We start from the raw sequence: 14038 nt of genomic DNA on the forward strand, positions 1-14038 counted from the left end.
ATATAGCTCGCTTATTCATCTGGACAGACATTCCTTTTATTCCCCGATTCGCTTATTCTTGCTGAAGCGTTTCAGTCGATTAAATGTTCGACAATTGACCAATCAATCGCAGTTTGTGACAGCAAGGATTCCCCTTCGGGCGTAGCTGGATTACTCTTTCAGCCACCTCAAACTCAGGGATTGCTCTGCAGGAGATCTATGACCGTACGCGTAGCGATTAATGGCTTCGGTCGCATCGGACGTAATGTGGTTCGTGCTTTATATGAATCCGGACGTCGGGCGGAAATAACCGTGGTGGCAATCAATGAACTGGCGGATGCTACGGGCATGGCGCATTTGTTGAAATATGACACCAGCCACGGACGCTTTGCCTGGGACGTACGCCAGGAAAGAGATCGACTTTTTGTTGGTGACGACGCTATTCGCGTGCTGCATGAGAACAGCATCTCCGGGCTACCCTGGCGTGAACTGGGTGTGGATGTGGTGCTTGACTGTACCGGCGTGTACGGCAACCGCGAACATGGCGAAGCGCATCTTGCTGCAGGCGCGAAAAAAGTCCTCTTTTCTCATCCCGGAAGTAACGACCTCGACGCAACCGTCGTGTTTGGCGTCAACCAGCATGAGCTGCAGGCCGAACACCGCATTGTTTCCAACGCCTCCTGTACCACTAACTGCATTATTCCGGTCATCAAACTGTTAGACGATGCGTATGGCATTGAATCCGGCACCGTGACCACGATTCACTCCGCCATGCACGATCAGCAGGTTATTGACGCCTACCATCCGGATTTACGACGCACTCGCGCTGCGAGCCAGTCAATCATTCCGGTGGACACGAAACTGGCGGCAGGGATCACCCGAATTTTTCCGCAGTTTAATGACCGGTTTGAAGCGATTGCCGTGCGTGTCCCGACGATTAACGTCACCGCAATCGATCTTAGCGTGACGGTGAAAAAACCGGTAAAAGCCTGTGAAGTCAACCTGTTGCTGCAAAAAGCGGCACAGGGGGCATTTCATGGTATAGTTGACTATACGGAATTACCGTTGGTCTCAGTAGATTTTAACCACGACCCGCACAGCGCCATCGTCGATGGCACGCAAACGAGAGTCAGTGGCGCACACCTTATCAAGACGCTGGTCTGGTGTGATAACGAATGGGGCTTTGCTAACCGAATGCTCGACACCACGTTAGCAATGGCCGCTCAAGGTTTCAGGTAAGACGCATTGTGCGTCTGCAAAACTTTAAGAATCAACGAGAGGATTCACCATGTCTGTAATTAAGATGACCGATCTGGATCTGGCTGGTAAACGCGTTTTCATCCGTGCCGATCTGAACGTACCGGTTAAAGATGGCAAAGTGACCAGTGACGCGCGTATCCGTGCATCTCTGCCAACCATCGAACTGGCTCTGAAGCAGGGCGCGAAAGTGATGGTCACCTCCCACCTGGGTCGTCCAACTGAAGGCGAGTACAACGAAGAGTTCTCTCTGCTGCCAGTGGTTAATTACCTGAAAGACAAACTGTCCAACCCGGTTCGCCTGGTGAAAGATTACCTGGACGGCGTTGAAGTTGCAGCCGGTGAACTGGTCGTTTTGGAAAACGTTCGCTTTAACAAAGGCGAAAAGAAAGACGACGAAACTCTGTCCAAAAAATACGCTGCACTGTGCGACGTGTTCGTGATGGATGCATTCGGTACGGCTCACCGTGCTCAGGCGTCAACCCACGGTATCGGTAAATTCGCAGACGTAGCCTGTGCCGGTCCTCTGCTGGCTGACGAACTGGAAGCGCTGGGTAAAGCACTGAAAGAACCTGCTCGTCCAATGGTGGCTATCGTTGGTGGTTCTAAAGTTTCTACCAAACTGACCGTTCTGGATTCCCTGTCTAAAATCGCTGACCAGCTGATCGTTGGCGGTGGTATCGCGAACACCTTCGTTGCCGCTCAGGGCCACAACGTAGGCAAATCCCTGTACGAAGCAGACCTGGTTGACGAAGCCAAACGCCTGCTGAGCACCTGCGATATCCCGGTTCCAACTGACGTTCGCGTAGCGACCGAGTTCTCTGAAACCGCAACCGCGACCCTGAAATCTGTTAACGACATCAAAGATGAAGAGCAGATTCTGGACCTGGGCGACGTTTCTGCACAGAAACTGGCTGAAATCCTTAAAAACGCAAAAACTATCCTGTGGAACGGTCCTGTTGGCGTGTTCGAATTCCCGAACTTCCGCAAAGGTACTGAAATCGTTGCTAACGCTATCGCAGACAGCGAAGCGTTCTCTATCGCAGGCGGTGGTGACACCCTGGCGGCAATCGACCTGTTCGGTATCGCTGACAAGATCTCCTACATCTCCACTGGTGGCGGCGCATTCCTCGAATTCGTGGAAGGCAAAGTACTGCCAGCAGTAGCAATGCTCGAAGAGCGCGCTAAGAAGTAAGCCATTCAAGGGCAGGGAAACCTGCCCAATTTTCAGCGCGCTTTTAAGAGCTCGCACCTTTTCTAACGGCCGAAGATACAGGACTAAGCAACATGTCTAAAATTTTTGATTTCGTAAAACCTGGCGTTATCACTGGTGATGACGTACAGAAAGTGTTCCAGGTAGCTAAAGAAAACAACTTCGCTCTGCCAGCAGTTAACTGCGTGGGTACCGACTCCATCAACGCCGTACTGGAAACTGCTGCTAAAGTTAAAGCTCCAGTTATCGTTCAGTTCTCTAACGGCGGCGCTGCGTTCATCGCAGGTAAAGGCGTGAAAACTGACATTCCTCAGGGTGCTGCAATCCTGGGCGCTATCTCCGGTGCACATCACGTACACCAGATGGCTGAGCACTACGGTGTTCCAGTTATCCTGCACACTGACCACTGCGCGAAGAAACTGCTGCCGTGGATCGACGGTCTGCTGGACGCGGGTGAAAAACACTTCGCGGCAACCGGTAAGCCACTGTTCTCTTCTCACATGATCGACCTGTCTGAAGAGTCACTGCACGAAAACATCGAAATCTGCTCTAAATACCTGGCGCGCATGGCCAAAATGGGCATGACTCTGGAAATCGAACTGGGTTGCACCGGTGGTGAAGAAGACGGCGTGGACAACAGCCACATGGACGCTTCTGCACTGTACACCCAGCCAGAAGACGTTGATTACGCTTACACCGAGCTGAGCAAAATCAGCCCACGCTTCACCATCGCAGCGTCCTTCGGTAACGTACACGGCGTTTACAAACCAGGTAACGTGGTTCTGACCCCGACTATCCTGCGTGATTCTCAGGAATACGTTTCTAAGAAACACAACCTGCCGCACAACAGCCTGAACTTCGTCTTCCACGGCGGTTCCGGTTCTTCTGCTCAGGAAATCAAAGACTCCGTAAGCTACGGCGTAGTGAAAATGAACATCGATACCGACACCCAGTGGGCAACATGGGACGGTATTCTGCAGTACTACAAAACCAACGAAGCTTACCTGCAGGGTCAGCTGGGCAACCCGAAAGGCGAAGACCAGCCGAACAAGAAATACTACGATCCACGCGTATGGCTGCGCGCTGCCCAGACTTCTATGATTACTCGTCTGGAGCAGGCATTCAAAGAGCTGAACGCGGTAGACGTTCTGTAATTTGAGCTGCTAACAGCATCAGAAGGCCCGCAAATGCGGGCCTTTTTTTATGCTTTTTCAATACCCTGTCAGGCCGGTTTTTGTGATCTGTTTGGCAATACTTGCGCTTTTTGTTTACCCTTTACGGACCTGCCTGTCTCCATGGGGGATGGATTTTGTGTTTTGGTTTAACAAAAGGAAGAATAAATGGAACAACTCGATGTTGTAGACAGCATCAACAACGCCGGTAACTGGCTGGTGCGCAACCAGGCGCTGCTGCTGAGCTATGCCGTGAACATCGTCGCGGCGATTGCCATCATCATCGTCGGGATGATCGTGGCGCGTATCGTATCGAACGCGGTTAACCGCGTAATGCTGGCCCGTCACATTGACGCCACGGTGGCTGACTTCCTCTCCGCTCTGGTGCGCTACGGCATTATCGCTTTTACGCTGATTGCGGCGCTGGGCCGTGTGGGCGTGCAGACTGCCTCCGTCATTGCCGTTCTCGGTGCCGCCGGTCTGGCTATTGGTCTGGCGCTGCAGGGCTCGCTGTCAAACCTGGCGGCAGGCGTTCTGCTGGTTACCTTCCGTCCGTTCCGCTCCGGCGAATACGTTGACCTTGGCGGCATTGCCGGAACCGTGCTGCAGGTGCAGATTTTCTCAACGACCATGCGTACCGTCGATGGCCGCATCGTGGTCGTGCCGAACGGGAAAATCATCGCGGGCAACATCATTAACTTCTCCCGTGAGCCGGTCCGTCGTAACGAACTGATTATCAGCGTGGCGTACGACTCCGACATCGATCAGGTGAAGTCGCTGATTAGCAACATCATTGCTTCAGACGATCGCATTCTGAAAGACAAAGAGCAGACGGTTCGCCTCAACGAACTGGGCGCTTCCTCTATTAACTTCGTGGTGCGTATCTGGAGCAAGAGCAGCGATCTGCAAAACGTGTACTGGGACGTGCTGGAGCGCATTAAGCGCGACTTCGATGCCAACGGCATCAGCTTCCCGTACCCTCAGATGGACGTAAACGTCAAAAAAGTCAAAGAAGCCGAATAACTTCTCGCAGGCCCGGTCAGCGCTAGCGCTACCGGGCTTTATTTTTATAAGTGTTGCTAATCCCCAATTAATATTATCAATTTCCTCTAATGTAATTCGCGCAGTATAGTCTCCTTCCAGAACAATACTGTGAGAATTTCTTCATGTTATCTTATTACTTTCAAGGGCTTGCCTTAGGTGCGGCCATGATCCTCCCACTTGGCCCGCAAAATGCGTTTGTGATGAACCAGGGCATTCGCCGCCAGTATCATCTGATGATTGCCCTGCTGTGCGCGGTAAGCGATTTACTGCTGATCTGTGCCGGAATTTTTGGCGGCAGCGCATTGCTCATGCAGTCTCCCTGGCTGCTGGCGCTGGTCACCTGGGGCGGCGTGGCGTTTCTGCTCTGGTACGGTTTTGGTGCCCTGAAAACCGCGATGAGCAGCAACCTCGAACTGGCGAGCGCGGAAGTCATGAAGCAGGGCCGCTGGAAGATTATCGTCACCATGCTGGCGGTCACCTGGCTTAATCCGCATGTTTATCTGGACACCTTCGTGGTGCTGGGCAGCCTGGGCGGGCAGCTGGACGTTGAGCCGAAACGCTGGTTTGCGCTGGGTACGGTTAGCGCCTCTTTCCTCTGGTTCTTTGGTCTCGCCATTCTGGCTGCATGGCTGGCGCCTCGTCTGCGTACGGCCAAAGCCCAGCGCATCATTAATACGCTGGTGGGGCTGGTGATGTGGTTTATTGCCTTTCAGCTGGCAAAAGAGGGGATTCACCACGTTCAGGAATTGTTCAACTAATCCTTGTCTTATGGACAACTGAACAAGACCCGCTAAGCTTGCTGGCATGCGCCCTGTTAATGGGCACTCTTCGCAACATGGAGGAATAACAGTGAAGTTTAAGGTGATGGCCCTGGCGGCATTAGTAAGTTTTGGTGCGGTGTCGGTGCAGGCAAGTGAACTGCCGGATGGCCCGCACATCGTCACTTCAGGCACCGCAAGCGTGGACGCGGTACCCGATGTCGCAACGCTGGCAATTGAAGTCAATGTGTCTGCGAAAGATGCGGCATCTGCCAAGAAGCAGGCTGACGATCGTGTTGCGCAATACCTCTCTTTCCTTGAGCAGAACGGTGTCGGTAAAAAAGATATCAACTCCGCGAACCTGCGTACTCAACCCGATTATGACTACCAGAATGGTAAAAGCATCCTGAAAGGCTACCGTGCCGTGCGTACCGTCGAAGTGACCGTGCGTCAGCTGGATAAGCTTAACTCGCTGCTGGATGGCGCGCTGAAGGCGGGTCTCAACGAAATTCGGTCCGTGTCGCTGGGCGTTGCGCAACCGGAAAAATACAAAGACGAAGCGCGTAAAGCGGCGATTGATGATGCCATTCACCAGGCGGAACAGCTGGCTTCTGGCTTTAAGAGCAAGCTCGGCCCGGTTTACAGCGTGCGTTACCACGTCTCTAACTACCAGCCAAGCCCGATGGTACGGATGATGAAGGCTGATGCAGCCCCGGTATCTGCTCAGGAAACATACGAGCAGCCAACCATTCAATTTGACGATCAGGTGGATGTGGTGTTCCAGCTGGAGCCAACCCAAACTCAGCAAACTGAGGCGCCTAAGGCACAGTAATTTGCCCTCACCCTAACCCTCTCCCGCAGGGAGAGGGAATTCAAGCGATTAATCCTGTCTCAATACCTTGTGCCCGTACGCCAGCAGCGCGTCGGTGACGTTGCGCATCATGCGGCTTTCCGGCGCAAAACGGTGCCAGTAGAGCATCCGGCGCTGATACAGCCCCGGCGTAAGGTCAATCAACTCACCGCTTTTCAACTCTTTCTCAATCTGCAGATGCGGGATCATGCAGCAGGTGGTGCCCTGACGCGCAAGCTGCACGAAGGCTTCAGACGAGTTGACGATATGGCACGGCACGCTGCCCGGCGGCAGATCGAAGTTTTGCTGCAGGAACGCCTGATGCATATCGTCCAGATGGTCGAACGCCACGGCAGGAGCTTTCAGCAGCGCGGCGCGGGTGACGCCGTTCGGGAAGTAGCGCTCGGCAAAGGCTTTTGAACCCACAAACAGGTAGTCCAGCGCGCCCAGCTGATCGACAAGACAGCTTGGCAAGGCCTGAGGCTGGATACTGACCGCCCCAACCACTTCACCGCGACGCAGGCGTTCCTGGGTACGGGTTTCATCTTCAACCTGTAAATTCAGGCGGATAGGGGAATCTGCTAATACCGGCGCAAGGGCCGGCAGCAGCCAGGTTGCCAGGCTGTCGGCGTTGACCGCCAGAGAGAGCAGCAGCGGCGTAGAGCCCGTTTGTTCGTCACCCAGCCACTCGTCTTCCAGCAGTTCAACCTGGCGCAGCAGGGCGAGAAGCTTTTGCCCTTGCTCGGTTGGACGTGGCGGCACGGTACGCACCAGCAGCGGCTGGCCGAACATGTTTTCAAGCTGTTTGATACGCTGTGATACGGCGGACTGGGTGATGCAAAGCTTTTGCGCCGCGCGCTCAAAACCGCGTTCACGAATAACTGCATCAAGTGCCTGTAGTGTTCTGTAGTCCGGACGTTTCATTGCTCTGGCTGGCTCCTTAATTTTGCTTATTCTGCACTATGACACAATTTTCCCTTCGTGGCAGACGAATTCCATTCGACGTGTTCTATAATGCGCCCTGAGTTTTCACACCACAGGCAAAACGATCATGACGCAGGATGAACTGAAAAAAGCAGTAGGATGGGCCGCTCTCCAGTACGTGCAGCCGGGTACCATTGTCGGTGTCGGTACGGGATCAACCGCGGCACACTTTATCGATGCGCTGGGCACGATGAAGGGGCAAATCGAGGGCGCGGTTTCCAGCTCTGATGCTTCCACGGAAAAGCTGAAAAGCCTCGGCATTACCGTTTTCGATCTCAACGAAGTGGATCGTCTGGGGATTTACGTTGATGGCGCGGATGAAATCAACGGCCACATGCAGATGATCAAAGGCGGCGGCGCGGCGCTGACGCGCGAGAAGATCATCGCCTCCGTTGCGGACAAGTTTATCTGCATCGCGGACGCCTCCAAGCAGGTCGACATTCTGGGTAATTTCCCGCTGCCGGTCGAAGTGATCCCAATGGCGCGTAGCGCGGTTGCCCGTCAGCTGGTGAAGCTGGGCGGTCGTCCGGAATACCGTCAGGGCGTCGTCACCGACAACGGTAACGTGATCCTCGACGTTCACGGTCTGGAAATTCTTGACGCGATTGCGCTGGAAAATGCCATCAACGCTATCCCAGGCGTAGTGACCGTAGGGCTATTTGCCAACCGTGGCGCGGATGTGGCGCTGATCGGCACCGCTGACGGCGTGAAAACCATCGTAAAATGATCTGACGGGGGGAGTCCTCCCCCCGCTAAAAAATTTTTGAAAAGCTAAATTCGGTGACTTGTGTCACGTTTTTACGCCTCTTTTGCCGATCCTGCCGCGATTGTAAATTTCCATAGCATTTTCCTCTGACATTTTGCTCTGTATGACTTTTCTTCAGAGTGCCGACGCAAACGTTCATATTGCTGCAATAGTTTTTTGATATGTTGGCTACAGCGGATTCATATCCAGCACAACATCAGTTCAGACAAAAACAGGGTCGGGTAAATGGCAAAGGTATCACTGGAGAAAGACAAGATTAAATTCCTGCTGGTCGAGGGCGTGCATCAAAAAGCAATCGATAGCCTTCGTGCGGCAGGTTACACCAACATCGAATTTCACAAAGGCGCGCTCGATACCGAAGAGCTGAAAGCGTCCATCCGTGATGCCCACTTCATTGGCCTGCGATCCCGTACTCACCTGACTGAAGAGGTTATTGCCGCGGCGGAAAAGCTGGTGGCTATCGGCTGCTTCTGCATCGGTACCAACCAGGTTGACCTGAATGCTGCCGCCAAACGCGGTATTCCCGTCTTCAACGCCCCGTTCTCCAACACCCGTTCCGTAGCGGAGCTGGTGATCGGCGAACTGCTGCTGCTGCTGCGCGGCATTCCTGAAGCTAACGCCAAGGCGCACCGCGGCGTGTGGAACAAGCTGGCGTCCGGATCATATGAAGCGCGTGGTAAAAAACTGGGGATTATCGGCTACGGCCACATCGGTACGCAACTCGGTATTCTGGCGGAATCCCTGGGTATGCACGTGTTTTTCTATGATATCGAAAGCAAGCTGCCGCTGGGCAATGCGACCCAGGTTCAACACCTGTCTGACCTGCTGAACATGAGCGACGTGGTGAGCCTGCACGTGCCGGAAAATGCGTCCACCAAAAACATGATGGGCGCGGAAGAGCTGGCGCTGATGAAGCCGGGCTCGCTGCTGATCAACGCCGCGCGCGGCACGGTTGTCGATATCCCGGCCCTGGCGGATGCGCTGAAGCGTAAGCACCTGGCGGGCGCGGCCATCGACGTCTTCCCGACGGAGCCAGCGACCAACAGCGATCCGTTTACCTCCCCGCTGTGCGAATTCGACAACGTGATCCTGACGCCGCACATCGGCGGCTCTACCCAGGAAGCGCAGGAGAATATCGGTCTGGAAGTGGCGGGTAAGCTGAGCAAATATTCCGACAACGGTTCTACGCTCTCTGCTGTGAACTTCCCGGAAGTGTCTCTGCCGCTGCACGGTGGTCGTCGTCTGCTGCACATCCACGAGAACCGTCCTGGCGTGCTGACCGCGATCAACCAGATCTTTGCCGAGCAGGGCGTCAATATTGCCGCGCAGTATCTGCAAACGAACTCGCAGATGGGTTACGTAGTTATTGATATCGAAGCGGATGACGATGTGGCCGAAAAAGCGCTGCAGAGCATGAAGGCGATTCAGGGGACGATTCGCGCGCGTCTGCTGTACTGATTGTGGCGAGGTAAATGCGAAACGGTAACGAGAGTTACCGTTTTTTATGTTTTCTCCCTCTCCCTATGGGAGAGGGCTGGGGTGAGGGCATCAGGCCGCACGCCTGTTTCACCACTCCCATAACTTTGATGGCGTCACTACCGCCGGCAACGGCACATCCCACTTCTCCACCGGCAACGCCTCCACGCCCTGACAATCATGCGCATAGCCCACCGGCTGCAACCCGTACTGCTGCCAGTTTTGCAGCGTCCGGTCGTAAAAACCGCCGCCCATCCCTAAACGCTGGCCCTGTTCATCAAACGCCACCAGTGGTGTGATCAGCACATCCAGCTGTGACAGCGGGAGCACGTCGCGCACGTCGAGTTTCGGCTCGGTGATTTTCAGGCGATTCACCACCAGCTCGCTGTGGGGGTGATAGTGCAGAAACAGCAAATTACCTTCGCTGAACGGGTGCAGCACCGGCAGATAGACCTTCTTCCCGGCGCGCCAGAGCTGCTCTATCAGCGGTTGGGTATCCAGCTCTCCATCAAATGACAGAAACAGCGCAACGGTGTGCGCCATCACGACAGGGGGATACGCCATCATACGGGCGGCGGCCTGCTGGGCAAAATGCGCTTGCTGATCGGCGGTTAACGCACGGCGGCGCTGACGAATTAACTGACGGATGTCCTGGCGTGAAGCAGAAACTTCAGGGAATTGGGTCATGGTAGTCGGTAGAAGAAAAGAGAGGGAATCTCCGAGATGCCGCCGCAGGCTGTAACCCTTGAACCCTTGGTTCAAGGTGAATGTGTCGTCATAGTTTTAAGGCTTCTCGGACGGACCGAGCATGCTCACCAACCATGGAGCGCCACATTCTTGTGGTATGAAATATCGGCTCAGGGGACTGGCCCGCTTGCGAACATCTCAGAGAAATTTTGTCTTCACAGTTACTCTACCATAGTCAACTGAGAAGTGTTATTCAAACTTTGGTCCCGGTCTTTCGGGATTGCGACCTTGATCAAGCAATGCCTGTTCTATGGTCTGCTGGAGCATTTTAATGCGCTGCTCCATGCTTGCCGCGTAGTCGCGGGTCTTCGCTTTTTCCTGAGTCAGTTCATAGCTGATGTTCAACGCGGCTATGAAAACCAGCTGCTCAGTATTTGTGACTCTAGTGCGTTCTTTTAGATCTTGCAACCGCTGATTCAAATCGTCCGCTGCCTGATTCAAAGCATCCCTTTGTTCAGGCGGACAATTCACTCGCAGTGAACGGCCAAAAATCTGGAGATCGACGGGTTGTGCAGACATGCCACCTTCCTGCTGATTGACTGCGCTGCCTTCGCTTACTGCCCCGGGGGCTGCGAAGGGGCGACACTATAGCTACCCTGATGTGAAGATACAAGCCCTTTTCTGGTATCACCAGGGTCCAAAGTGGTAGCATATCATGAAACTTCCCCCCTTTGATGACGAATGCTCATGTCTATACAGAACGAAATGCCTGGTTACAAGGATTTAAACCAGTTACTGAACCAGCAGGGAATCGGTTTAACCCCTGCCGAAATGCACGGTCTGATCAGTGGCATGCTGTGCGGCGGAAACAGCGACAGCTCATGGCAGCCGCTGATCCACGACCTCACGAATGAAGGGCTGGCGTTTGGTCACGAGCTGGCGGAAGCGCTGCGTAAAATGCACGCCGCAACCAGCGATTCGCTGGAAGACGATGGCTTCCTTTTTCAGCTTTATCTGCCTGAAGGCGACGACGTCAGCGTGTTCGATCGCGCCGATGCGCTGGCTGGCTGGGTAAACCACTATCTGCTGGGGCTGGGTGTGACGCAGCCTAAACTGGATAAAGTGACCGGCGAAGCGGGTGAAGCGATTGACGACCTGCGTAACATCGCCCAGCTTGGCTACGATGAAGACGAAGACCAGGAAGAGCTGGAAATGTCTCTTGAAGAGATTATCGAGTACGTGCGCGTGGCGGCACTGCTGTGCCACGACAACTTTACGCGCTCACAGCCGACCGCGCCGGAAGTCCGCAAGCCAACCTTACATTAAGAAAAATAACGCACAGGAGGGTGTCATGGTTATCTCGAGTCAAGAGTATTCGCGCCGCCGTCAGGCGCTGCTGGCAACAATGCAGCCGGGCAGCGCCGCGCTGATTTTTGCTGCACCCGAAGTCACGCGCAGCGCCGACAGCGAATATCCCTATCGCCAGAGCAGCGATTTCTGGTACTTCACCGGCTTTAACGAGCCGGAAGCGGTGCTGGTGCTGATTAAGAGCAATGACACCCACAACCACAGCGTGATTTTCAACCGCGTGCGCGATCTGACGGCCGAAATCTGGTTTGGCCGCCGCTTAGGCCAGGAGGCTGCACCGGCGAAGCTGGGCGTTGACCGCGCGCTGGCGTTTAGCGAAATCAACCAGCAGCTCTATCAGCTGCTTAACGGCCTCGACGTGCTCTATCACGCGCAGGGCGAATATGCCTACGCCGATGAGATTGTTTTCACCGCGCTGGATAAGCTGCGCAAAGGCTCGCGGCAGAACCTGTCCGCGCCGGCCACGCTGACGGACTGGCGTCCGGTGGTGCATGAGATGCGCCTGTTCAAGTCTGAAGAAGAGCTGAATTTGATGCGTCGTGCGGGCGAAATCAGCGCCCTGGCGCACACCCGCGCCATGGAAAAGTGCCGTCCCGGGATGTTCGAATACCAGCTGGAAGGCGAAATTCACCACGAATTTAACCGCCACGGCGCACGTTATCCCTCCTACAACACCATTGTTGGCGGCGGAGAAAACGGCTGCATTCTGCACTACACCGAAAACGAAAGCGCTTTGAGCGACGGCGATCTGGTGCTGATTGACGCCGGTTGCGAATATCAGGGCTACGCGGGAGACATCACTCGTACCTTCCCGGTGAACGGTAAATTCTCACCGGCACAGCGCGCCATTTACGACATTGTCCTGGAATCGCTTGAGACGGCGCTCAGGCTGTATCGTCCCGGTACCTCAATACAGGAAGTGACCGGCGAAGTGGTGCGCATCATGATTACCGGCCTGGTCAGGCTCGGGATCCTGAAAGGAGAGGTCGACACCCTGATCGCTGAAAATGCGCATCGATCGTACTTCATGCACGGCCTGAGCCACTGGCTGGGGCTGGATGTGCATGACGTTGGCGCGTACGGCACCGACCGTTCGCGCGTGCTGGAGCCGGGCATGGTGTTAACCGTGGAGCCAGGCCTGTATATCGCGCCGGATGCCGACGTGCCTGAGGAGTACCGCGGGATTGGCATTCGTATTGAAGATGACATCGTCATTACCGAAACCGGTAACGAAAACCTGACCGCGAGCGTCGTGAAAAACGCTGACGATATCGAGGCGCTGATGGCAGCGGCACGCGCATGAGCGTGATTATCGTTGGCGGCGGCATGACCGGGGCCACATTGGCGCTGGCCATTTCGCATTTGACGAAAGGCCAGCTTCCGGTGCACCTGGTGGAAGCCGTCGCGCCGCAGGCAAAGAATCATCCCGGTTTTGATTCCCGCGCTATTGCCCTGGCGCAGGGTACCTGCCAGCAGCTGTCCCGCATTGGCATCTGGCAGGCCATCGCCGATTGCGCGACGGCAATTAACACCGTCCACGTGAGCGATCGCGGCCATGCTGGCTTTGTCACGCTGGACGCGCAGGATTACCGCATTGACGCGCTGGGTCAGGTTGTTGAACTCCACGACGTTGGCCTGCGTCTGTTCCGTCTGTTACAGGATGCGCCGGGCGTCACGCTGCATTGTCCGGCGCGCGTGGCCGGCGTGAGCCGCAGTGAGGCGTCGGTCAGCGTGACGCTGGAAAACGGCACCTTGCTTGAAGGCCAGCTTCTGGTCGCCGCGGACGGCTCGCGCTCATCGCTCGGCGCCCAGTGCGGCGTGGAGTGGCGTCAGCAGCCTTACGGGCAGGTTGCGGTCATTGCGAATGTCGCGACCGCAGCTGAACATCACGGCAGGGCGTTTGAACGCTTTACGCAGCATGGCCCGCTGGCGATGCTGCCGATGTCGGACGGGCGCTGTTCCCTGGTCTGGTGTCATCCGCAGGATAAGACTGAAGAGGTTAAAGCCTGGTCAGACGAACGTTTTTGTACCGAGCTGCAAAAAGCCTTTGGCTGGCGGCTGGGGCGTATTACCCATGCGGGGAAACGTGCGGTCTACCCGCTTTCGCTGACGACAGCCTCTCAGTCCATCTCCCATCGTCTGGCGCTTGTCGGTAATGCCGCGCAGACGCTGCACCCCATCGCGGGGCAGGGGTTCAACCTTGGCCTGCGGGATGTCATGAGCCTGGCGGAAACCCTTTCTCAGGCATGGGGCGAACAAAAAGACTGTGGCGCATACCCGGTGCTCAGCCATTACCAGAAGCGCCGCCAGGCGGATAAAGAGGCGACGATTGGCGTCACCGACGGCTTAGTCCATCTTTTTGCCAATCGCTGGGCACCGCTGGTTGCGGGTCGCAACCTCGGGCTGATGGCGATGGAATTATTCATTCCGGCACGTGACGTGCTGGCGCAGCGGACTCTTGGTTGGGTCGCGCGTTAAGGAGTT

Annotated in this window: 14 protein-coding genes and 1 other RNA gene; 11 read left to right on the forward strand and 4 right to left on the reverse strand. The window is 55.3% G+C overall.

Annotation, left to right across the window (positions count from 1 at the left end; genetic code table 11):
* Positions 1-198: 198 nt before the first annotated feature.
* The 6 genes from epd (at position 199) to ACZ6J2_RS16565 (ending at position 6255) form a co-directional block, all read left to right on the forward strand.
* Positions 199-1218, forward strand: a complete 1020-nt coding sequence (epd, locus tag ACZ6J2_RS16540) for an erythrose-4-phosphate dehydrogenase (RefSeq protein ID WP_032660071.1) — start codon at positions 199-201, stop codon at positions 1216-1218.
* Between the two features lie 49 nt (positions 1219-1267).
* Positions 1268-2431, forward strand: coding sequence for a phosphoglycerate kinase (gene pgk, locus ACZ6J2_RS16545; protein WP_023333323.1), 1164 nt, complete (start codon positions 1268-1270; stop codon positions 2429-2431).
* A gap of 92 nt (positions 2432-2523) precedes the next feature.
* A complete protein-coding gene (gene fbaA, locus ACZ6J2_RS16550; RefSeq protein ID WP_029739216.1) occupies positions 2524-3603 on the forward strand; it encodes a class II fructose-bisphosphate aldolase in 1080 nt (359 codons plus the stop codon).
* Between the two features lie 186 nt (positions 3604-3789).
* Complete coding sequence (gene mscS, locus ACZ6J2_RS16555) at positions 3790-4644, forward strand: small-conductance mechanosensitive channel MscS (protein ID WP_024906566.1); 855 nt, start codon at positions 3790-3792, stop codon at positions 4642-4644.
* A gap of 143 nt (positions 4645-4787) precedes the next feature.
* Entirely contained in the window at positions 4788-5423 is a 636-nt protein-coding gene (gene argO, locus ACZ6J2_RS16560; RefSeq protein ID WP_021242063.1) for an arginine exporter ArgO, read from the forward strand.
* Positions 5424-5514: 91 nt separating this feature from the next.
* Positions 5515-6255: an oxidative stress defense protein gene (locus ACZ6J2_RS16565; protein ID WP_033146598.1), complete on the forward strand. Its 741-nt coding sequence runs from the start codon at positions 5515-5517 to the stop codon at positions 6253-6255.
* 48 nt (positions 6256-6303) lie between these two features.
* On the opposite strand, the gene argP is transcribed toward ACZ6J2_RS16565, so the two are convergent.
* Positions 6304-7197: a DNA-binding transcriptional regulator ArgP gene (gene argP / locus ACZ6J2_RS16570; protein WP_008499727.1), complete on the reverse strand. Its 894-nt coding sequence runs from the start codon at positions 7195-7197 to the stop codon at positions 6304-6306.
* Positions 7198-7324: 127 nt separating this feature from the next.
* Between argP and rpiA the strand changes: the two genes are divergently transcribed.
* Both rpiA and serA read left to right on the forward strand, forming a co-directional pair.
* Complete coding sequence (gene rpiA, locus ACZ6J2_RS16575) at positions 7325-7984, forward strand: ribose-5-phosphate isomerase RpiA (protein ID WP_014885151.1); 660 nt, start codon at positions 7325-7327, stop codon at positions 7982-7984.
* Positions 7985-8248: 264 nt separating this feature from the next.
* A complete protein-coding gene (gene serA, locus ACZ6J2_RS16580) occupies positions 8249-9481 on the forward strand; it encodes a phosphoglycerate dehydrogenase (RefSeq protein WP_023309113.1) in 1233 nt (410 codons plus the stop codon).
* Positions 9482-9589: 108 nt separating this feature from the next.
* On the opposite strand, the gene ACZ6J2_RS16585 is transcribed toward serA, so the two are convergent.
* The 3 genes from ACZ6J2_RS16585 to zapA all read right to left on the reverse strand — a co-directional run bounded on the left by ACZ6J2_RS16585 (position 9590) and on the right by zapA (position 10765).
* Entirely contained in the window at positions 9590-10186 is a 597-nt protein-coding gene (locus ACZ6J2_RS16585; RefSeq protein WP_032660084.1) for a 5-formyltetrahydrofolate cyclo-ligase, read from the reverse strand.
* Between the two features lie 24 nt (positions 10187-10210).
* Positions 10211-10394, reverse strand: a non-coding RNA gene (gene ssrS, locus ACZ6J2_RS16590) — 6S RNA.
* 41 nt (positions 10395-10435) lie between these two features.
* Positions 10436-10765, reverse strand: a complete 330-nt coding sequence (gene zapA, locus ACZ6J2_RS16595) for a cell division protein ZapA (protein ID WP_006811891.1) — start codon at positions 10763-10765, stop codon at positions 10436-10438.
* A 168-nt stretch (positions 10766-10933) separates the two neighbouring features.
* Here zapA and ACZ6J2_RS16600 point away from each other — a divergent pair, with 168 nt between their 5' ends.
* The 3 genes from ACZ6J2_RS16600 to ubiH are packed head-to-tail and all read left to right on the forward strand — an operon-like array spanning position 10934 to position 14032.
* Positions 10934-11512, forward strand: a complete 579-nt coding sequence (locus ACZ6J2_RS16600) for a YecA/YgfB family protein (RefSeq protein WP_023333316.1) — start codon at positions 10934-10936, stop codon at positions 11510-11512.
* 31 nt (positions 11513-11543) lie between these two features.
* Entirely contained in the window at positions 11544-12857 is a 1314-nt protein-coding gene (pepP, locus tag ACZ6J2_RS16605; RefSeq protein ID WP_471726252.1) for a Xaa-Pro aminopeptidase, read from the forward strand.
* Positions 12854-14032: a 2-octaprenyl-6-methoxyphenyl hydroxylase gene (gene ubiH / locus ACZ6J2_RS16610; protein ID WP_471726230.1), complete on the forward strand. Its 1179-nt coding sequence runs from the start codon at positions 12854-12856 to the stop codon at positions 14030-14032. Before pepP ends, ubiH begins: the two co-directional genes overlap by 4 nt.
* Positions 14033-14038: the final 6 nt, after the last annotated feature.

Source organism: Enterobacter sp. E14S (assembly GCF_055666685.1).

Coding starts and splice junctions, on each gene's coding strand:
- epd (WP_032660071.1), top strand. CDS start 199: ATGACCGTACGCGTAGCGATTAATGGCTTCGGTCGCATCGGACGTAAT.
- pgk (WP_023333323.1), top strand. CDS start 1,268: ATGTCTGTAATTAAGATGACCGATCTGGATCTGGCTGGTAAACGCGTT.
- fbaA (WP_029739216.1), top strand. CDS start 2,524: ATGTCTAAAATTTTTGATTTCGTAAAACCTGGCGTTATCACTGGTGAT.
- mscS (WP_024906566.1), top strand. CDS start 3,790: ATGGAACAACTCGATGTTGTAGACAGCATCAACAACGCCGGTAACTGG.
- argO (WP_021242063.1), top strand. CDS start 4,788: ATGTTATCTTATTACTTTCAAGGGCTTGCCTTAGGTGCGGCCATGATC.
- argP (WP_008499727.1), bottom strand. CDS start 7,197: ATGAAACGTCCGGACTACAGAACACTACAGGCACTTGATGCAGTTATT.
- rpiA (WP_014885151.1), top strand. CDS start 7,325: ATGACGCAGGATGAACTGAAAAAAGCAGTAGGATGGGCCGCTCTCCAG.
- serA (WP_023309113.1), top strand. CDS start 8,249: ATGGCAAAGGTATCACTGGAGAAAGACAAGATTAAATTCCTGCTGGTC.
- ACZ6J2_RS16585 (WP_032660084.1), bottom strand. CDS start 10,186: ATGACCCAATTCCCTGAAGTTTCTGCTTCACGCCAGGACATCCGTCAG.
- zapA (WP_006811891.1), bottom strand. CDS start 10,765: ATGTCTGCACAACCCGTCGATCTCCAGATTTTTGGCCGTTCACTGCGA.
- ACZ6J2_RS16600 (WP_023333316.1), top strand. CDS start 10,934: ATGTCTATACAGAACGAAATGCCTGGTTACAAGGATTTAAACCAGTTA.
- ubiH (WP_471726230.1), top strand. CDS start 12,854: ATGAGCGTGATTATCGTTGGCGGCGGCATGACCGGGGCCACATTGGCG.